This window comes from Vibrio sp. Isolate23 (assembly GCF_022398095.1).
GTDB classification, from domain to species: Bacteria; Pseudomonadota; Gammaproteobacteria; order Enterobacterales; family Vibrionaceae; genus Vibrio; species Vibrio coralliilyticus_A.
This window is the reverse complement of record NZ_JAKEUV010000004.1, coordinates 60,751-81,102: the sequence shown is the minus strand read 5'-3', so window position 1 is coordinate 81,102 and position 20,352 is coordinate 60,751. Positions and strand designations below refer to the sequence as shown.

The window sequence follows — 20,352 nt, the reverse complement described above, 5'->3', positions numbered from 1 at the left end:
TCCTTCTTAGTTCACTTGCAAAGTCAGAAGCTCATTGCGCTGCTGATCAAGTAGCGCCTGTTGCTGGCGAATGCTCGCAAGAGTATTTTCATCCACCATAGAGACTTCATTCGGCGTCACTGGCATATTGGCACGTACACGCTGCAGGCCATTGACGACAATCTTATCGCCCGCGTTCAGACCAGAAGCGATAATACGCAAGCCGTTAACACCTTCACCAAGTGAGATAGCGCGATACTGAACAACGTTGCCGTCGCCAAGCACCAATACATACTTGTTATTCAGATCAGTACCAATCGCTTTGTTATCGATCAGAACGCCCTGATAGCTTGCAGAACCCGCAATACGTAACTTGGCAAACATACCCGGAAGTAAGTTTTGCTTTTCGTTATCAAACACGGCGCGGACTCGAATCGTACCCGTAGTTTCGTCAATCGCGTTATCAACGAAGTCGATGTAACCCACATGCGGATAACCGGTGTCGTTCGCTAGCGCCATCTGCACCACATTTTCCGCTTCACCATTCGCAGGAAGAAGGTTGTTCAGCTGTTGATATTTAAGGTAGCTACGTTCATCAACATCAAAATAGGCGTACATATGAGAAGTCGAAACTAAAGAGGTCAGCACCGTTTGACCGGTCGTCACATAGTTACCTTTGGTGATTTCAGCATTAGAAACTTTACCGTCGATAGGTGCGCGAACCAGAGTGAACTCCAGATCCAACTCGGCTTGAGCTAATGCGGCTTTTAATGCGGAAACACTGGCAATACTACGCTGCTTATCTGCAAATCGGGCATCTACGGTTTCCTGAGAAATTGCTTTGGTTTTGCTCAGACGCTGAGCACGCTCGTAGTCTTTAATCGCCTGATTAAGGCTAGTTTGAGCACTGCTGAGTTCCGCTTTAAGGCGTGTCACTTCAGCCGCGAACAGACGATTGTCGATGGAGAACAATACATCTCCCGCTTCAACCACACTGCCTTCTTGGAAGTGAACTTTATCGACATAACCTGAAACTCGAGGCATCACAGTAACTGTCTGAGGTGACTCCAGACGACCTGAGTACTCATCTAACTCGGTGACTTTTTCAATTAATACCTGAGCCACTTCAACCCCAGGCGGTGGTGGCGCTGTCGCAGCTGATTCCGCGTGTGAATCCTGACATCCCGACAACACCAAAGGTGCTGCAATTGAGATTAGTAGAAGAGGATTTCTAAGGTGTTTACCTACCATCTCGCTATCCTTACCGTTATTTTTGTACCGATCGGTATAATAATCTCAAGTTTTGAGTTAGATCAAGATAAATTTATAAAATGAATGATTACTGCATATAGACAACGTATGACAGCCGCATTACCATTTAAGGGAGTTCAGGAATAAGTGACAGATAGATTTATGACAGGCGGAACTTCTGGCCGACCACGCTGTTTTGACCAAGAGACAGCGTTAGAAGAGGCATTAAAAGTTTTTTGGAATCAAGGGTATGAGGGTGCTTCACTCACAGACCTAACGAAGGCTATGGGGATTAATAAACCCAGCATGTATGCGACTTTCGGTAACAAAGAGCAGCTCTTCCTGCAGGCCGTTGATATGTATAAGAGACGCGAAAGCGAGTTCTTCTATCAAGCGCTTGAACAGCAAAGTATCTGCGACGTCATTACTGGCATCCTATCTGGCTCTGCTCAAGCACACTGCTGCAATGAAAAACCCAAAGGCTGCCTAATGATACAGGGCGCACTGGCTTGCAGTTCAGAAGCCAGTACCATCAAGCAAACCCTGATGGCTAGCCGCAATGAGATGGGAGAGACTCTCCACCAAAGGTTTGAAAAAGCCCAACAAGAAGGTCAATTGATCGAAGGCGCCAACCCGAGAGTAATGAGCCACTACCTCGCAACTGTGCTTAATGGTTTATCCGTCCACTCGGTGGATGATATTTCAGAAGAAATGATCCATGCCGTGGCTAACATGGCGATGAACAATTTGCTTTCATGCTGCATTCAGCCTGACTGATCACTCTCCCAATCGCACAAGAGTTCACGCTTCTTCTGCCCTAAGTTTGTTTAGATAATCAACCAATTGCTCATACTATCAGCAAACGCATTGCCCAGCTCTCAGAGTTGAGCTCGCTATCTGGACTTAATTGGTTAAAAACTGTATAAACAGACAGTAATGAATTCCATTAATTTTGAGTTAGAGGACCAACCATGGCTGTAATCGTCAAGTACGTGGTAGAACGCAACGGAGAAGAGAAAATGACTTTTACCTCTAAAGCGGAAGCTGACGCCTATGACAAAATGCTTGATATGGCTGATGAGCTTTTTGAGCTACTAGGTAAAAGTGAGTTGCTGGAAGATGAAGGCAAGCAAGAAGACTTGGCTATGTTCCTGGCACAAAACAAAGAAGAAGTACTTTTCGCCCTTGGTGCTAAACGTAAACCTGCGCCAAAGAAAAAGAAAATTGAAGCGGTTGAAGACGCTGAGGAAAATTCAGCTCAAGAAGACGCAGCATAACAACACGCTAAACAGATGTATAAAACCTCAGCAATGGCTGAGGTTTTTTGTTTTAGGGGAAACTAATCGCCTCACGTTTACCCTAATTCCCTACTCATCTCTGAGTTACTATTTCTACCGTCTAGTCGTCATGAGAAAATTGAGATGAGTTATATTGTCGAAGTATGTATCGATAACATTGAATCCCTTCACCGTGCAATTGAAGGTGGTGCAGGCCGCATTGAACTTTGTTCATCACTGGCACTAGGTGGCCTAACACCAAGCTTTGGTTTGATGAAACAAGCGGGCAAACTCTCATCCATACCTGTGTATGCCATGATTCGTCCTCGTCAGGGCGACTTTCTCTACACCGAGGAAGAGCTCGAAAGCATGTTGATTGATATCGAAGCGGCTGCCGATGCTGGTTTACATGGTGTGGTTCTTGGCACTTTGAGTGCGGATGGTCATATTGATATGAACGCCGCTAAACGTCTGATCAACAAAGCCAAATCCCTCAATCTAGGCGTCACTTTCCATCGCGCGATTGACCAATGCGCCGATTATCAGAGATCTATTGAAGATATTGCCGAACTTGGTTGCGAACGTGTTCTTACATCGGGACTTGCTACTAACGTCGAACAAGGCATCGATATTCTTCGTCATATGGTAGAACTGGCTGACGATCGATTCTCAATTATGGCAGGTGCTGGCCTAAACGCCGAAAATGTCTGCAAGATCGTTTCTGAATCTGCTGTTCAGGAAGTGCATTTATCGGGTAAATCCACACGGCCAAGCAAAATGAAGCTCATCGCGGAGCAAGCCAAAATGGGCAATCAGAATATTGATGACTTTGTTGTTCCGGTCACGGATCCACAAGCGATTGAAAAGGTAGTAAAAGCTCTCACTTCTTCGTGATACTTCTCTCAAGCTTGGCTTTGAAATGCTAACCTTTTGATAGCAAAAGGAGGGTCTATGAGTAAAGGCAAACTGAATAAGAAGTTTTATGAAAAGGAACTTGCACGGCTGCAGATTGAACTGGTCAAGCTACAACAGTGGGTTAAGCAAGAAGGCCTTAAGGTCGTTGTTATCTTTGAAGGCCGTGATGCTGCCGGAAAAGGTGGTGTGATTAAACGCATCACAGAAAAGCTCAACCCTCGTATCTGTCGCATTGCCGCTCTTCCCGCCCCAACAGAGAAAGAAAAGACCCAATGGTACTTCCAGCGTTACGTTGCACACCTACCTGCCGCTGGTGAAATCGTGCTTTTCGACCGTAGTTGGTATAACCGAGCTGGGGTCGAGAAAGTCATGAACTTCTGCACCCAAGAAGAGTATGATGAATTTCTGCGATCTTGCCCTGAATTTGAGCGTATGTTGCAGCGTTCTGGAATTATCTTGCTCAAATATTGGTTTTCTGTCTCTGATGAAGAGCAAGAAAAGCGCTTCCTAGAGCGAATCAATACACCAATTAAACGTTGGAAGTTTAGCCCAATGGATTTGGAATCACGCAATCGCTGGGCGGAATATTCTGAAGCGAAAGATAAAATGTTTGCCTACACAGACACCAAACAGTGCCCATGGTGGGTCGTGCCCTCAGATGACAAAAAACGCGCCCGCTTAAACTGTATCAGTCACTTACTCGAGCAAATTGATTATCAGGAAATTACTTATCCAGAAATCTCGCTGCCTGAACTGAGCAAAGAAGGCTACATCCGAGCTCCAATTGAAGAACAAACGTTTGTCCCTGACAAATACTAAAACCCGCCCAGTAATCTACGCATCACCACAGATTTAACGCAGCGCATCATCTATGCTTTGTTCGCCCAAGTGGCGAACATCTTTGCCTTTAACAAAGTAGATGATGTATTCACAGATATTTTGGCAGCGATCCCCTACTCGCTCGATCGCTCGAGCAGACCACATCACTTGCAGGATATGGGGAATGTTCTTCGGGTCTTCCATCATATACGTCATCAACTGGCGGATCACCGCTTCGTATTCTGCATCAATTTTGTCATCCAGCTTGTATACTTCCGCCGCTGAATCGACATCCATACGTGCAAACGCATCTAAAACCTGATGCAACATACCGATTGCCTGACGACAAAGTGGTTCAAGAGAGACTTGGAACATCTGCTCTTTGGATGATGGGCTTTCAATCGCCACATAAGCCATTTTGGTGGCGACATCTCCAATGCGCTCAAGGTCAGTGATGGTCTTAATGATCGCCATGATCAAACGTAAGTCTTTCGCAGTTGGCTGACGTTTGGCAATGATTCTCGTACAAGCTTCATCGATAGAGACTTCCATCGCATTCACTTTGTGATCGTCACGCACGACTTTACGCGCTAGCTCAATGTCCTCTTTGTGCAGTGCCTGCATAGCAAAAGATAACTGCTGCTCAACCAAGCCTCCCATCGTCAGCACGTGGGTTCGGATGGATTCTAATTCGACATTAAACTGTCCGGATATGTGACGTCCAAAGTTCATGAAATATCTGTATCTCCCTTATTAGCCGTATCTACCTGTGATGTAGTCTTCCGTTTGTTTTTTCATTGGCGAAGTGAAAATCGAATCCGTATCTGAGTATTCGATCAACTTACCCATATGGATAAATGCCGTGTGATCGCTGACCCGTGCAGCCTGCTGCATGTTATGTGTCACAATAACTACAGTATATTTGGTTTTAAGATCATTGATCAGTTCTTCAATGGTCAGAGTGGAAATCGGGTCTAGTGCCGAGGTCGGTTCATCAAGAAGTAATACTTCAGGTTCAATCGCAATCGCACGAGCAATGACCAAACGCTGCTGCTGACCACCAGACAAACCAAACGCATTCTCATGTAGCCTGTCTTTCACCTCTTCCCATAGCGCCGCGGCACGCAGGGAGTGCTCAACAGCATCATCAAGAACTCGGCTGTTGCGAATACCCTGCAAGCGCAGACCATATACGACGTTTTCATAAATTGATTTAGGGAAAGGATTCGGACGCTGAAACACCATCCCGACCCGGCGACGTAGTGTTGCTACATCAACCTGTGGGTGGTAGATATTTTTACTATGCAGTTTGACTTTGCCCTCGACACGGCACCCTTCCACCAGATCATTCATTCGGTTGATGCAACGTAAAAGCGTTGATTTACCACACCCTGAAGGCCCGATAAACGCCGTAACCTGGCCTTTAGGAATGCGCATGGAAATATCGCTCAGTGCCTGAGTATTCTGGTAGAACAGATTCAGATCTTCAATAGCAATCGCGGTCTGTTCTTCACTCAGGTTGTTCACGTCTAATGGCGCCTGATAGCCCAATGTCTGATTAACTGAAAACATCTCTTAATCTTGCCCCAGAGTTCGATATTTCTCGCGTAGGTTATTGCGAATACTGATCGCCGTCAGGTTCAGCCCGACGATGACACTCACCAGCAAGAACGACGTGGCGTAAACTAACGGCCTTGCACTTTCAATATTAGTGGTTTGGAAACCAACATCATAGATGTGGAAACCTAAATGCATGAATTTTCTATCCAGATGCAAAAATGGGAATTGGCTATCAACCGGCAAGCTAGATGCCAATTTGACTGCCCCCACCAGCATTAAAGGCGCTACTTCGCCTGCTGCACGGGCAACAGCCAGAATCAGTCCGGTAATGATCGCTGGGCTTGCCATTGGTAATACAATTCGCCACATCGTCTCAAACTGAGTCGCTCCAAGCGCTAATGAACCATGGCGGACGGAACTTGGGATGCGGGTCAAACCTTCTTCGGTAGCCACAATTACAACGGGCAGTGTCAGTACCGCCAGTGTCAGCGCAGACCAAAGCAAACCCGGCGTACCAAATGTCGGCGTTGGCAACTTCTCCTCATAAAACAAGGCATCAATTGACCCGCCTAAGGTATAGACAAAAAAACCTAAGCCAAACACACCGTAAACGATCGAAGGGACACCAGCGAGATTAATAACCGCGACTCGAATCAAACGTGTAAAGGCATTATTTTTGGCATATTCATGGAGATAAATCGCCGCAATCACGCCCAGAGGCATGACGATAATCGACATGATCAGCACCAGTAAAACAGTACCAAACATGGCAGGGAATACACCGCCTTCAGAATTTGATTCTCGCGGATCGTCGGATAAGAACTTCCATGCTTGATGTGCCCACTGAGCGACTTTTTCTAGCAACGTCATTTGGTTTGGATACCAAACATCCAAAATTTGGCTGAGAGGGATTCGGTATTGATTGCCTTTCATATCTTCGACAATCAGGCCCTGCTGAGCCAATTCTAATCTCAGTGCATCCAGCTGTGATTCCATTTCCGCAAGCTGCTGGCTAAACATGCTCGATTGAGCGTCGTAACGTTTGATGAATTCTGCATCTAAGCGACCATTCAGTTCACGTCTTTTCTTCTCTAAACGCAACCTGTCAGCCTGAGCACTGATCACTTTGATCTGCTTCTCTACCAAACGGTCAATTTTAGTACGTTGCTTATCGGCAAATACCAGCGCGCGTTCAACATCGGTTTTAGCCTGCTCGCTTACCTTACCATCAGCGGTAAAATATCCTTTCGGTTGACCGTAAAAATCCCCACCTCGGGTCCGTTCAACCACTGCCCAACCTTCAGGCTTTGAACGTTCAAGCAAGTCGACTTCCAGAATAGAAACAAAGTCAGCAGGGTAAATATCACGATTGGCAATCTTAATACTCAGTCGCTGAACTAAGCCTTTCTCCTCGACTTCAGGAGTGAGCGCAATGTCCATTTCGCGTAAGTGGCTGATCGGCACATATTCTTCGGCGTAAAGCTGACCAATCAAGACATCACCCTGTTCGGTTTTCCACTGGTAAAGGGGGGCAGGCCAAAAATAGGACAAACCTTTCCAACCGATAAGCAGTAGCAAACCAAGCACTGACAGCAAACTAATGCTGACAGCTCCGCCTGTTAGCCAGACCCATGGTGAACCGGACTTTAGCCACTTAAACACGCTCAATGCCCCTCGGATAACTTCGATTACAGCGCACGATATTTATCCCTTAACCTTTGACGAACCCATTCCGCGAGCGAGTTAACCGCGAAAGTAAACACCAGCAAAATCAGCGCCGCCAAAAATAGAATTCGATAGTGAGAACTGCCCACTTCAGACTCAGGCATTTCAACTGCAATGGTGGCAGATAGGGTGCGCATACCTTCTAGAATATTCCAGTCCATGATTGGCGTATTTCCCGTGGCCATCAGCACTATCATGGTTTCCCCTACCGCTCGGCCAAGGCCCATCATAATGGCTGAAAAAATACCTGGACTTGCGGTGAGCAGCACAACATGAATCAGGGTTTGCCACGGCGTCGCACCTAACGCCAAAGATCCATCAGACAGGTGCTTAGGCACAGAAAAAATCGCATCTTCCGCAATAGTGAAAATGGTTGGGATAACAGCAAATCCCATCGCAAACCCCACCACTAGAGCGTTGCGTTGATCAAAGCCAATTCCCTGCTCAGCCAAATATGCTCGAACATCGCCATTGAACAACCATTGTTCAATATTGCCACTCTGGCTCAGAATCACCGCTGTAAATACCACCATTGCAGGCATCAAAATCACCGCATGCAGGCCGTTCGGTAAACGACCACTCCACCTGCGTGGTAATTTGTGCCATATGGCGCCGATGACGATGGTCGAAATGGGTAAAAATAACATCAAAGAAACCACTGCTGCCAAATGGCTTTCCACAAGTGGGGCGAACCATAACCCAGCGAGAAATCCGATAATCACAGTTGGTAATGCTTCCATCAGTTCGATTGAAGGTTTCACCACTCGTCGCATTGATGGCGTCATGAAATAGGCGGTGTAAATAGCGCCAAGAACCGCAATTGGCACGGCAAACATCATGGCAAACGCCGCCGCTTTTAGCGTACCAAACGCAATCGGTACAAGACTAAATTTGGCTTCGAACTGATCATTTGCCGATGTGGTTTGCCAAACAAATTCAGGTTCTGGGTAACTCTCATACCAAACTTTCTGCCAAAGCGACGACAAGGATATTTCTGGGAATGGATTATCCACATAAGCAACACTGAGCTGAGAATCAGAGAGTGCCAACAAGTATTTTTCATTGTTAGACATTGCCGCCAGTTGCGGTGCTTTGTCGTAGGCACGTTTAAAAATTACCAGCTTTTCACTTGTCGTATAGTGACTCTGTACCGTGCCATTAAGATAAAAGCTGTAAAAGCCTTTACGGTAAGTATCAGGCAGTAAGAATTGCAGCTGTGAAGCCAGTTTAAAGTCACGAATTTGAGTGAGGTTTCTTTGCCCATCACTCAACACATCAAACCACTGTGAGACTAGCCCATCTTGGTGACTGACCAATAAAGAGTAGGCTCCGGACAACAGCTTTATGTCCGTGACCGCATGCTTGCTCTCTCCTTGGCTCAAATCAACGACTTCACGGACAACAAAGTTCGCTAAGCCTTTTTGAGCAACCACCAGTTCAGAGCCAGTTCTTAAATAAAGAGTCTTTCCATCAGGCGTGAGAATAATCTGTTCTAAGTCGGGAAAAGGGGTTGCAAACTCAAACTGCTGTAGAGCTTGTTTACCATCACGCCAGCGGATTTGGACAGTATCATCATCGTAATGGCCGACCAAGGTCACCTGTTCAGCTTTAGAAAATGCAAACGATGTTAGCTGTGAACCCGAGTCCGTCTGAAGGTCAAACTCCAATGGCCACTGATTCACTTCTGGAGAGAAAGTACGTTTATCATCTTGTAAAGAGCTCGACATCTCAGGTCGATACAACAAAACCTCACCTGCGGGTGTCGCAGCTCCCAGCCAGCCTTGAGCTGGACTGCCATTGGTATAAATCGTGTATTGTGAGCCGAGATCTACCGACAAACTGGATTGTGATGACTGGTGAGTCAGCGACCAAAAATCGACATAACCAGCTTTTGAGACCACATAGGCGTGCTCACCATAGTCATCGATTCCGGCGGCCACTGGAGTAGCCGTTGTAATAGGTTGGATGGCAACATTGGGGGTTAGCTTAGCATCAGAAAAAAGAGGCAGGACCATCATTGCTAGATAAACGAAGATCAATACCAGTGCAGCCAAAACACCGACACCACCTATCGATACCGCTAGCTGAACTAAACGATCTTTGATTAGTCGCTTTCGATCACGTTCTCGCAATGAAAATTCGGCTTTAGCCATTTCTCTCACTTACCTGCATTTACCCAGATGTATAATATGTCGATTAGGTGACAATTATATTACAGATCGCAATAAACAACTGAAAATAATGCAATAAGAACATGCAATAAAAGTGTCATACAAACCCCTTAATTTCTAAACCAGTTCCATTTTTCCCAGTGCAATTTAGTTAGGTTCGTCAATAAAGGTCAGGGTATGAGTGCAGAAAAGCTTTACATTGAAAAAGAATTAAGTTGGTTGTCTTTCAATGAGCGAGTGCTCCAAGAGGCCGCAGATAAAACAGTGCCACTTATTGAAAGGATTCGATTTTTAGGCATTTTTTCCAACAATTTAGACGAGTTCTACAAAGTACGATTTTCCGATGTGAAGCGTCGTATTCTCATCAACCAAGAGCGGGGAGGAAATGATAACTCCAAGCACTTACTGACCAAAATGCAAACCAAAGCACTCAGGCTCAATGAACGGTTTGATGAGCTATACGCAGAGCTAATCCGTGATATGGCACGCCGGAGAATTTTTCTGGTGAATGAAACCCAGCTCAATGAATCTCAGGAAAAGTGGATCAAAAAATACTTCCACAACCAAGTTTTACCACACGTCACACCTTTATTAATGAGAGACGACATTGATGTTCTGCAGTTTCTCAAAGATGAATACGCCTATATCGCAGTTGAGCTACGGAAGCAGGATCAAAATCAATATGCACTGATCGAGATACCAACTGATCACTTACCTCGCTTCGTTATGGTACCAGAACAAAAAGGCAAGCGACGTAAGACCATTATTCTACTCGACAATATCATTCGTTATTGTCTTGATGAGTTATTCAGTGGTTTCTTCGATTACGACGAACTGAACGGTTACGCGATGAAAATGACTCGCGACGCGGAATATGACCTCAGTCATGAGGTGGAGCATAGCCTACTAGAACAAATGTCCGAGGGGGTAAGTCAGCGCCTGACCGCCATGCCTGTCCGTTTTGTTTATGAGCGTAACATGCCAGAAGAGATGCTGGCATTCCTATGTGACAAGCTGCAAATTTCCAACTATGACAGTCTGATTCCCGGTGGGCGCTACCATAACTTCAAAGACTTCATCGGTTTTCCAAATGTCGGCCGAGAATACTTGGAGAACAAACCTCTCCCCCCCATAAAGTGCGCTGACTTTGATGGCTACGCCAACAAATTTGATGCGATCAAGAACCAAGACATTCTACTTTATTACCCTTACCATACTTTTGAGCACATCACAGAGCTGGTTCGTCAGGCATCTTTTGACCCTAAAGTACTGAGTATCAAAATCAATATCTACCGAGTGGCGAAAGACTCACGGTTAATGAATTCATTGATCGATGCTGTTCATAACGGCAAACAAGTTACGGTAGTGGTCGAATTACAAGCTCGATTCGATGAAGAAGCCAACATCGAATGGTCAAAGGTGCTCACTGAAGCGGGGGTACAAGTCATCTTTGGCACTCCGGGGCTAAAGATCCACTCTAAGTTGCTGCTAATTAGCCGCCGAGAAGAAGAGGAAATCGTTCGTTACGCCCATATTGGGACTGGGAACTTCCACGAGAAAACAGCTCGTATTTACACCGATTTCTCTCTACTCACTGCAGATCCCGAAATCACTAATGAAGTGCGTAATGTCTTTGGGTACATCGAAAACCCATACCGACCAGCGAGATTTGAGCATCTAATGGTTTCACCGCGTAACTCGCGCAAGCAGCTCTATCGCCTAATAGATGGTGAAATTGCTAATGCGAAGTTGGGCAAAAAAGCCGCCATCACGCTAAAAGTCAACAATTTGGTCGATAAAGGGCTTGTTAACAAGCTTTACGGTGCCAGTACTGCCGGAGTTGAGATCAAAATGATCATTCGTGGTATGTGTTCATTGGTCCCAGGTGTAGAGGGAGTGAGCGACAATATCCAGATCATCAGTATTGTTGATCGCTTCCTTGAGCACCCACGCGTCATCATTACTCATAATGATGGTGATCCTCAAGTGTACATTTCTTCAGCCGACTGGATGACGCGTAACATCGATTATCGTATTGAAGTCACTGCTCCAGTCCGTGACCAACGTCTTAAACAGCGAATTATTGATATCATTAACATCCAGTTTACCGATACAGTAAAAGCCCGTTGGATAGACAAAGAAATGAGCAATACTTATGTTCCGCGAGGTAACCGCAAGAAAGTTCGCTCACAGGTTGCCATTTATGACTATCTTAAACATGTAGAAAAACAAACTAAGAAACGTAAAGAACTGTCCCTAACTCATGACTCAGTCTCCGGAAATTCGTGATGTTGCCGCGATTGATCTTGGCTCTAACAGCTTCCACATGGTGGTCGCACGCGTAGTAGATCAAGATTTGCAACTGGTCAGCCGCCATAAGCAGCGAGTACGTCTTGCTGCTGGTTTAGATGCTCAAAAGAACCTAGATAACGCCTCAATCGAACGAGGGTTAGAATGCTTAGCCATGTTTGCTGAGCGCCTACAAGGTTTTGAAGAAAGCAACGTTCGTATTGCGGCAACGCATACGCTACGTCAGGCAAACAATGCACATATTTTCCTTCAACGCGCGCGAGAAGTGTTGCCATTTCCGATTGAAATCATCCCCGGCGTCGAAGAAGCACGCCTAATTTACCTCGGAGTGGCACACACTCAACCAGAATCAGACTCAAAGTTAGTGGTCGATATTGGTGGTGGTAGTACTGAGATGATCATAGGCAAAGGTTTCGAAGCAGAACTGATCAACAGCAAACAAATGGGCTGCGTCAGCTTCACCAAGCTCTACTTTGCCAACGGTAAACTTTCACGCAAAAACTTTGCTAATGCCACACTCGCCGCCGAACAGCGAATCGAGTCCATCGCACACCGCTATCGAAAGCAAGGTTGGGAAGTCGCATTCGGCTCTTCGGGGACCATCAAAGCTATTCGCGAAGTATTGCTGAGTATGGGGTTTGAAGATGGCATCATCACTGCAAAGCGTCTCGACAAGCTGATCGAGAAACTCTGCGAATGGTCCGTGATTGATGAAATCGAATTGAGTGGCTTAACTCCAGAGAGAAAACCGGTTTTCGCTGCTGGGGTGGCTATTCTGGCTGCCATATTCAAAGATCTTAAAATAGATGAAATGCATTTTTCAGAAGGTGCATTGCGTGAAGGCCTGTTGTTTGAGATGGAAGACGGCTTTAAACGCTCTGACATCCGGATGAGAACCACAGAAAACTTGGCGAATAAGCATCTGGTTGATCTTGAGCATGCGGCTAAGATTAAACATCAAGCGCAATCTTTCCTACAACAAGTTCACCAACAACTTGGTATCAAAAAAAGCTCTGAGCTGTTTGATCTACTTGACTGGAGTGCGCTACTTCATGAAGTCGGACTCAGTATCAGTTTGCAGGCCTTTCATCGCCACTCTGCTTACATTCTGCGCCACACCTACATGCCTGGTTTTAACCGCGAACAACAAACCGTACTCGCCATGTTGGTTCGCTTTCAACGTAAAGCACTAAAGCTGCACGAAATGGCAGAATTCGCCTTATTTAAGAAAAAACACATCATAGGTCTGATTCGTATTCTGCGGCTAGCTATTTTACTCAATGGACAACGTAGCGAAGATGCCTTACCAGAATTAGCACTGACCATTGATGGCGAGAAATGGACATTGAACTCAGATGACGCACAGTGGTTAGAGAACAATAAATTACTTCATGCTGATTTGATCACTGAGCAAGAGTACTGGTTGGCGGCAGGCTGGGAACTTAGCTTTTAGCCATGACTCCCGCTAGCAATGAGTAACTATTGGGGCGTTCTCAGTTTATCAACATCGACTCAGTCGACGATACCGACCTTGGCTAAGTCTTGACGCGCAATGTCGGCGGACATAGGTACATAACCATCTTTCTCAACTAGCTTTTGTCCTTGCTGAGAATAGATAAAGCGAATAAATTCTCTCTCGATTGGAGGAAGGGGCTTATGCGGATTCTTATTCACATAAACATAAAGGTAGCGTGATAGTGGGTACTTACCTGTAAGAATGTTTTCTTGACTGGCTTCCACATACTCTCCGCCTTGTTTAGCAATAGGCAGCAGTTTCACACCAGAGACCTGATAGCCAACACCTGAGTACCCAATGGTGTTAATTGCCGACGCTACAGACTGAACGACGGACGCCGATCCCGGCTGTTCATTGACATTACTTTTAAAGTCCCCACCACACAGCGCATTATTCTTAAAGTATCCGTAAGTCCCCGAGACCGAGTTACGACCAAATAGCTGTATACTGCGTTTAGCCCAGTGATAATCTAGCCCTAAATCCGCCCAAGTCAGTACAGGCTGGGTGCTACCGCAACGCAGAGTGGCAGAAAAAATAGCATCAAGTTGGGTGAAGTTGAGCCCTTTAAGTGGGTTATCACGGTGGACAAAGATACCGATCGCGTCAATCGCAATACGTAGCTCAGTGGGTTTGTAGCCATGTTCACGCTCAAAGGCTTCAATTTCCCGATTTCGCATCGGTCGACTCATTGGGCCAAATTGCGCAGTACCTTCAGTTAACGCTGGAGGAGCCGTTGAAGAGCCAGAGGCTTGCACCTGACCATTCACGCTCGGGTAAAGCTGCTTAAACTCTTCTACCCACAAGGTTGTCATGCCGGCTAATGTGTCAGAACCAACACTGGTTAAACTGCCAGTAATACCGGGCACTTTTTGATATTCAGATAGGCTCGTTGAAGCCGCTTGGACACCAAAGGAGAAGCTGGCAGAAAGAATAAGAGTAGTGAGCGCTAACTTCATTAATTCACCACCAAACGAGGTGGTAGCACGAATGAGAATTTACTGCCGACACCGACTTCAGACTGTATTTCTAGATGCGAGTCGTGATGCGTCAACGCATGTTTGACGATCGCTAAACCAAGACCACTGCCACCAGTATCTCTTGAACGCGCTTTATCCACTCGATAGAAACGCTCAGTGAGTCGGTGTAAATGTTGAGGCTCAATGCCTTCACCACCATCTTCCACCTCTAAACATGCGCCTTGCGCAGTCTGATACCAACGAACTCGGACATCGGCTCCTGCTGGTGTGTATTTCACTGCGTTATAAACCAAGTTTGAAATGGCACTGCGTAGTTGGTCTTCATCACCAAGTACACGCAGGCTGTTATCAATATCAAAGTTCAGCTTATGCTGCTGATCGCCACTCAAACTCGCCGCTTCTTTCTCCAACACATCTAGCATTGCTGGGACATTCACTACGTCTTCCAGTTCATGCATTGGCGCCGCTTCAATCTTAGATAATGTGAGCAGTTGATTAACCAAGCTGTTCATACGATTGAGCTGCTCGGTCATCACGCCATGGGCTTTAGTCCACATCGGGCCGACAACCATATCCGGGTCTTCGGTCATTTCAAGATAGCCTTGCAACACCGTCATTGGCGTACGCAGCTCGTGAGAAACATTGGCAAAGAAATTACGACGCATGCCTTCCAATTGCTTAAGCTGAGACACATCACGCACCACCATCAGATGCTCACCTTCAGTGTACGGCACAATACGCAGCTCAAGCATACGCTCGACATTAAGTGGAGAGCGCATCTCTAGAGGCTCAGAGAAATCTTGTTTATTAAGATACTTAATGAAATCTGGAGTGCGGATAAGATTAGAAATCGGCTGACCTGAATCGTCCGGCCAACGGAAGCCGAGTAAGTGTTGGGCGAGCTTGTTGCACCAAACAATGTTGCCTTCACTACGGAACACAACAACCGCATCCGGTAAGGATTCAGCACCATTACGGAATCGGCGAATCAGATTGGTCAGCTCTTTGCGCTTTTTGCGCTGGCGCTGCTGCAAGCGATAGATGCCGTTAAATAACGACTCCCAGTTTCCACTTCCCGATGGCGGTGTCAAGCGCTTTTCATCCCACAACCACGCCGAAAGGCGCATCTGATTATGCAGATGCCATACAAGCTGCAAAACCGTGGCCGCTAAAAGCAACCACGGCATATGACCGAAAATCCATCCGACAATCACCCAAGGGGTGTAAAAAAAAGCCAGCTCCCAGGCTAGCTTTTTCCAAGTTAACCGCTCTACCACTTACCTCTCCAGATGGTTAATTTAAATTATGCCTTGGTTGAGAAACGGTAACCTGCACCACGTACCGTCTGAATCAGCTTGTCATGGCCTGCCGCTTCTAATGCTTTGCGCAGACGACGAATGTGTACATCTACAGTACGGTCTTCAACATACACGTTGGTTCCCCATACGTTGTTCAGCAGTTGCTCTCGGCTGTAAACGCGCTCTTGGTGCGTCATAAAGAAGTGCAGCATCTTGAACTCAGTTGGACCCATATCCAGTGGCTGATCGTTCGCGGTTACGCGATGCGAAACAGGATCCAGCTTCAAGCCCTGCACATCAATCACATCTTCAAGTGCAGTTGGCGTCACACGGCGAATTACCGCTTTAAGACGCGCCACCAGCTCTTTTGGCGAGAATGGCTTAGTAATGTAGTCATCTGCGCCGACTTCCAGACCACGAACCTTGTCTTCTTCTTCACCACGTGCTGTTAACATCACAACTGGAATGTTGCGTGTCAGCTCTTCACGCTTCATGTGTTTGATGAAGTTGATGCCGCTGCCACCAGGTAGCATCCAATCTAGTAGGACTAGATCTGGGAAGGGTTCAGCTAGCTTAGTCACCGCACTATCGTAGTCTTCAGCTTCGACCGCTTGGTAACCTTTTTGCTCAAGAACAAAGCAAAGCATTTCACGAATTGGTGCTTCGTCTTCAACAACCAGAATCCTTCTAGACATAATTGAATAACCTTTGAGTTAGTTGAATTTAATCGGGCATTTACCCTTTGCAACGATAGGCATTATTACCATCAATTATGACACTTTTGTGACCTTTGAAAACAAATTTTCATATAACTTTCATCCCACTATTGCGCTGTTGCAATAGGACAAGCACGGCAAAAGTCTTTATGATTGGCCCCTTAACTTCAGGTATAGAGAAAGTGTATGTGGTTTAAAAACTGTCTGGTTTACCGTTTTAACCGAGATATTGAATTCAAAGCAGACGAGCTGGAAAAGCAGCTTGAAGAGTTTCGTTTTACGCCTTGTGGCAGTCAGGACAAACAAAAGTTTGGCTGGGTGACAGCAATGGGTAAACATGGCGACATGATGACTCACGTGTCTGAAAACCGCATTCTGATCTGCGCGAAGAAAGAAGAGAAAATGCTGCCAGCGTCTGTGATCAAAGAATCACTCAATGCAAAAGTTGAGGCGATGGAAGCACAAGAAGGCCGACCTCTGAAGAAAAAAGAGAAAGACAACCTCAAAGATGACATTGTCATGGATTTGCTACCGCGCGCATTCAGCCGCAGCAACCATACCTTTGTTGTTATTCTGCCTAAAGAAGGCTTTATTCTGGTCGATGCCAGCAGCTATAAGAAAGCGGAAGATGTGCTCGCCCTTCTACGTAAAACCATGGGTAGCCTACCTGTCGTGCCAGCCATTACAGAAAAAGCCGTTGAAACCACATTAACTGAATGGGTCAAAACAGGCGACACTCCGGTTGGGATACAGATGTTGGACGAAGCTGAGCTCAAGTCGGTTCTCGAAGAAGGCGGCGTGATCCGCTGTAAGAAACAAGAACTGACTGCAGACGAAATTCGCAGCCACATCGATGCCGATAAGGTAGTGACTAAACTGGCTCTTTGGTGGCAAGAGCGTATTGAGTTCATTCTGGCAGAAGATGGCAGTATCAAGCGCCTTAAATTCTCTGATGAGCTGAAAGATCAGAATGATGACATTCCTCGTGAAGATCAGGCTGCACGATTTGACGCTGACTTCTCACTCATGTGCGGCGAGTTAAGCGCGTTCCTGCCAAACTTATACGAGTGCTTAGGCGGCTTACCTCACCCTAACGCTTAACCTCCTCTCTAGGTGCTCGACGTGTTCGAGCGCCTATCTGTAATCTCCTCACCTAAATTATGGACTTTTTTCTAGTCACTGGTCACGTTTTGGCGTAAAATTTGCGCCCCAATTCCATAAGGTGGAATGGACCTGACTTGAGATCAGACTAAGAGAATTACACATGACTACTGAGAAAGCATTCGTACCTGAGCTACTGTCACCAGCGGGTAGCCTGAAAAATATGCGTTACGCCTTTGCCTATGGTGCAGACGCGGTATACGCAGGCCAGCCTCGTTACAGCCTTCGCGTACGTAACAACGAGTTCAACCACGAGAACCTAAAAATTGGTATCGACGAAGCGCACGCCCAAGGCAAAAAGCTTTACGTGGTATGTAACATCCAGCCACACAACTCCAAGCTGAAGACCTTCATCCGTGATCTTAAGCCTGTGGTTGAAATGGGCCCTGATGCGCTCATCATGTCGGATCCGGGTCTGATTATGATGGTTCGTGAAGCATTCCCAGAGATGCCAATTCACCTGTCCGTTCAAGCCAACGCCGTCAACTGGGCAACAGTTAAATTCTGGGCAGCCAATGCCGTTGAACGTGTGATTGTTTCTCGTGAGCTTTCTCTGGAAGAGATTGAAGAAATTCGCGAGCACTGTCCTGAAACCGAACTTGAAGTGTTCGTTCACGGTGCTCTATGTATGGCTTACTCTGGTCGTTGTCTACTTTCTGGCTACATCAACAAGCGTGACCCTAACCAAGGTACGTGCACCAATGCATGTCGTTGGGAATACAACGTCGAAAAAGGCAAAGAGAACGACTCTGGCGATATCGTTGAAGCCTTCGACCCTAACGAAGCGCAAGCCGTTGAAGTGCAAGATGAACGCCCTGAGGCAACACTTGGTCTAGGTAAACCAACCGACGAAGTGGTACTGCTTTCTGAAAGCCACCGCCCAGAAGAAAAGATGGCGGCGTTTGAAGATGAGCACGGCACTTACATCATGAACTCGAAAGATCTGCGCGCCATTCAGCACGTTGAGCGTTTGACTAAAATGGGTGTTCACTCACTCAAGATTGAAGGTCGTACTAAGTCATTCTACTACTGTGCGCGTACCGCTCAGGTTTATCGTAAAGCGATCGACGATGCTGTCGCTGGCAAGCCATTCGATGAAAGCCTAATGACCACACTTGAGAGCCTAGCTCACCGTGGCTATACAGAGGGCTTCCTGCGCCGTCATACGCACGATACTTACCAAAATTACGACTACGGTTATTCCGTATCTGATGCACAGCAATTTGTTGGTGAATTCACAGGTAAACGTCGTGGTGACCTAGCTGAAGTTGAAGTAAAGAACAAATTCGTGGTTGGTGACAGCCTTGAGCTTATGACACCAAAAGGCAACGTTGTCTTTACCCTCGAAGCGATGGAAAACCGTAAATCACAATCCGTTGATGACGCAAAAGGAAACGGCCACTTTGTTTTCATTCCTGTACCTCAGGACATGGACTTAGAGTACGGTCTTTTAATGCGCAATCTTAATAATGGTCAGGATACCCGTAACCCAACAGGTAAATAACCATGGCGTTGTTGATCACGGATAAGTGCATTAACTGTGATATGTGTGACCCAGAGTGCCCAAACGGCGCGATTACCATGGGTGACACTATCTTTGAGATCGACCCCGATCTTTGCACTGAATGTAAAGGCCACTATGAGAAGCCGACCTGTCAGTCGGTGTGCCCAATCACCAAGTGCATCATCACTGACCCAAATCATGTCGAGACTGAAGAAGAGTTGTTAGAAAAGTTCGTCATCATCCAAGGGTTAGCCTAAACAGAAAATGCCGCTCCACTGAGCGGCATTTTTATTCAATTGAGCAATCCTGCTTAAATACTTTCCAGCAGTAGATGGCATTCCATCGGCATCACTCTCATTTTTTTCTTCTTCGGTTTACTTACTACGACTTTTGGCGCGGCAGGTTTAGGCTGTGGTTTCCAACTGGCCAACTCAGCGCCACATCCGTCGCCTTTCGGCGGCGCAGCCTGTGGTTTGCACGCGCTGCTACCCTCTGGGCACTTGAGCCTGACATGCATATGATAATGGTGCCCCCACCACGGCCGTACTTTTCTCAACCAGCCCCGCTCTGCTGGTACTTCCTGTGTGCACAGTTTTTCTTTGATGATAGGGTGAACGAAAATGCGTGCAACTTCCTCATCACTTGCCGCCATTTTGATCAATTCGAAGTGGCGCTGGTCCCAGTTTCGTTTGACTAACTGATACTGCTGGAGATTGACCACGCTCATTGGTTCAGGCTTACTCAGTTGCTGAGAAGAAAGCTTGTCATCAGCCAGCTTGAGCCAAATATCGATATCCAACCCCGTCTGATGGCTTGAATGCCCAGAAGAGAAGCGCCCCCCCTGAGGTAATGAGATATCACCAATCAAAATACGAGTATTAAGGCGATGCGCAGCCAGAGCGGCTAAACGCTGAACAAAACTAACAGCCTGCGGGTGAGCATAGTAACGTTGTCGCTGGCTGCGTAATACTTGATAGCCCTCTCCTTGAAGAGGCAGTGCCGCCGCACCTGCAAGACAACCGTTGGCATAGCTACCAATCGCTTGAGGAGATTGCGTCGAAGGAGATTGAATCTTCTCCCAGGGACTGGCCTGAAGTGAAGATGTGAAAAGGAGAAGTACAATAAATCCAGCTTGCTTCAACCATCCTTTGATTGCCAATCCCATGTACTATC

Annotated in this window: 18 protein-coding genes; 9 read left to right on the top strand and 9 right to left on the bottom strand. The window is 46.5% G+C overall.

The window, feature by feature from the left end; genetic code table 11:
* Positions 1–6: 6 nt before the first annotated feature.
* A complete protein-coding gene (locus tag L1D31_RS12525) occupies positions 7–1,230 on the bottom strand; it encodes an efflux RND transporter periplasmic adaptor subunit (protein WP_239837450.1) in 1,224 nt (407 codons plus the stop codon).
* A gap of 147 nt (positions 1,231–1,377) precedes the next feature.
* Here L1D31_RS12525 and L1D31_RS12520 point away from each other — a divergent pair, with 147 nt between their 5' ends.
* From L1D31_RS12520 to ppk2, 4 genes are all read left to right on the top strand, one after another.
* Positions 1,378–2,007 carry a TetR/AcrR family transcriptional regulator gene (locus tag L1D31_RS12520; RefSeq protein ID WP_234425282.1) on the top strand — a complete coding sequence of 210 codons (630 nt, stop codon included), beginning with the start codon at positions 1,378–1,380 and terminating at the stop codon, positions 2,005–2,007.
* A gap of 194 nt (positions 2,008–2,201) precedes the next feature.
* On the top strand, positions 2,202–2,507 hold the full coding sequence (locus L1D31_RS12515) for a YebG family protein (protein ID WP_239837449.1): 306 nt from the start codon (positions 2,202–2,204) through the stop codon (positions 2,505–2,507).
* Between the two features lie 144 nt (positions 2,508–2,651).
* Positions 2,652–3,401, top strand: coding sequence for a copper homeostasis protein CutC (locus L1D31_RS12510; RefSeq protein WP_239837448.1), 750 nt, complete (start codon positions 2,652–2,654; stop codon positions 3,399–3,401).
* Positions 3,402–3,458: 57 nt separating this feature from the next.
* The gene (gene ppk2 / locus L1D31_RS12505) at positions 3,459–4,241 is read left to right on the top strand and encodes a polyphosphate kinase 2 (RefSeq protein WP_239837447.1); all 783 of its coding nucleotides are present in this window, start codon (positions 3,459–3,461) and stop codon (positions 4,239–4,241) included.
* Positions 4,242–4,274: 33 nt separating this feature from the next.
* Here the strand turns inward: ppk2 and phoU are convergent, their stop codons facing one another.
* Genes phoU through L1D31_RS12485 form a run of 4 tightly spaced genes read right to left on the bottom strand, consistent with a single transcriptional unit; the run spans position 4,275 to position 9,679 of the window.
* Positions 4,275–4,973, bottom strand: a complete 699-nt coding sequence (gene phoU / locus L1D31_RS12500) for a phosphate signaling complex protein PhoU (RefSeq protein WP_045976565.1) — start codon at positions 4,971–4,973, stop codon at positions 4,275–4,277.
* A gap of 21 nt (positions 4,974–4,994) precedes the next feature.
* On the bottom strand, positions 4,995–5,813 hold the full coding sequence (pstB, locus tag L1D31_RS12495) for a phosphate ABC transporter ATP-binding protein PstB (protein ID WP_239837446.1): 819 nt from the start codon (positions 5,811–5,813) through the stop codon (positions 4,995–4,997).
* A gap of 3 nt (positions 5,814–5,816) precedes the next feature.
* A complete protein-coding gene (gene pstA, locus L1D31_RS12490) occupies positions 5,817–7,463 on the bottom strand; it encodes a phosphate ABC transporter permease PstA (RefSeq protein WP_239837445.1) in 1,647 nt (548 codons plus the stop codon).
* Between the two features lie 26 nt (positions 7,464–7,489).
* Complete coding sequence (locus L1D31_RS12485) at positions 7,490–9,679, bottom strand: ABC transporter permease subunit (RefSeq protein WP_239837444.1); 2,190 nt, start codon at positions 9,677–9,679, stop codon at positions 7,490–7,492.
* Positions 9,680–9,874: 195 nt separating this feature from the next.
* On the opposite strand from L1D31_RS12485, the gene ppk1 reads away from it, so the two are divergent.
* Both ppk1 and ppx read left to right on the top strand, forming a co-directional pair.
* Complete coding sequence (ppk1, locus tag L1D31_RS12480) at positions 9,875–11,986, top strand: polyphosphate kinase 1 (protein ID WP_239837443.1); 2,112 nt, start codon at positions 9,875–9,877, stop codon at positions 11,984–11,986.
* Complete coding sequence (gene ppx, locus L1D31_RS12475) at positions 11,961–13,460, top strand: exopolyphosphatase (RefSeq protein WP_239837442.1); 1,500 nt, start codon at positions 11,961–11,963, stop codon at positions 13,458–13,460. Before ppk1 ends, ppx begins: the two co-directional genes overlap by 26 nt.
* Before the next feature lie 59 nt (positions 13,461–13,519).
* On the opposite strand, the gene L1D31_RS12470 is transcribed toward ppx, so the two are convergent.
* Genes L1D31_RS12470 through phoB form a run of 3 tightly spaced genes read right to left on the bottom strand, consistent with a single transcriptional unit; the run spans position 13,520 to position 16,493 of the window.
* Positions 13,520–14,479, bottom strand: a complete 960-nt coding sequence (locus L1D31_RS12470; RefSeq protein ID WP_239837441.1) for a phosphate ABC transporter substrate-binding protein PstS family protein — start codon at positions 14,477–14,479, stop codon at positions 13,520–13,522.
* On the bottom strand, positions 14,479–15,777 hold the full coding sequence (gene phoR / locus L1D31_RS12465; protein ID WP_006959747.1) for a phosphate regulon sensor histidine kinase PhoR: 1,299 nt from the start codon (positions 15,775–15,777) through the stop codon (positions 14,479–14,481). Before phoR ends, L1D31_RS12470 begins: the two co-directional genes overlap by 1 nt.
* Positions 15,778–15,803: 26 nt before the next feature.
* Positions 15,804–16,493: a phosphate regulon transcriptional regulator PhoB gene (gene phoB / locus L1D31_RS12460; RefSeq protein WP_006959748.1), complete on the bottom strand. Its 690-nt coding sequence runs from the start codon at positions 16,491–16,493 to the stop codon at positions 15,804–15,806.
* A 207-nt stretch (positions 16,494–16,700) separates the two neighbouring features.
* On the opposite strand from phoB, the gene rdgC reads away from it, so the two are divergent.
* The 3 genes from rdgC to L1D31_RS12445 all read left to right on the top strand — a co-directional run bounded on the left by rdgC (position 16,701) and on the right by L1D31_RS12445 (position 19,436).
* Complete coding sequence (rdgC, locus tag L1D31_RS12455; protein WP_239837440.1) at positions 16,701–17,615, top strand: recombination-associated protein RdgC; 915 nt, start codon at positions 16,701–16,703, stop codon at positions 17,613–17,615.
* Positions 17,616–17,778: 163 nt separating this feature from the next.
* A complete protein-coding gene (yegQ, locus tag L1D31_RS12450) occupies positions 17,779–19,179 on the top strand; it encodes a tRNA 5-hydroxyuridine modification protein YegQ (RefSeq protein ID WP_239837439.1) in 1,401 nt (466 codons plus the stop codon).
* Between the two features lie 2 nt (positions 19,180–19,181).
* Positions 19,182–19,436, top strand: a complete 255-nt coding sequence (locus L1D31_RS12445; RefSeq protein WP_006959752.1) for a YfhL family 4Fe-4S dicluster ferredoxin — start codon at positions 19,182–19,184, stop codon at positions 19,434–19,436.
* 53 nt (positions 19,437–19,489) lie between these two features.
* Here L1D31_RS12445 and mepA read toward each other — a convergent pair whose 3' ends face one another.
* Positions 19,490–20,344 carry a penicillin-insensitive murein endopeptidase gene (mepA, locus tag L1D31_RS12440; protein ID WP_239837438.1) on the bottom strand — a complete coding sequence of 285 codons (855 nt, stop codon included), beginning with the start codon at positions 20,342–20,344 and terminating at the stop codon, positions 19,490–19,492.
* Between the last annotated feature and the right edge of the window lie 8 nt (positions 20,345–20,352).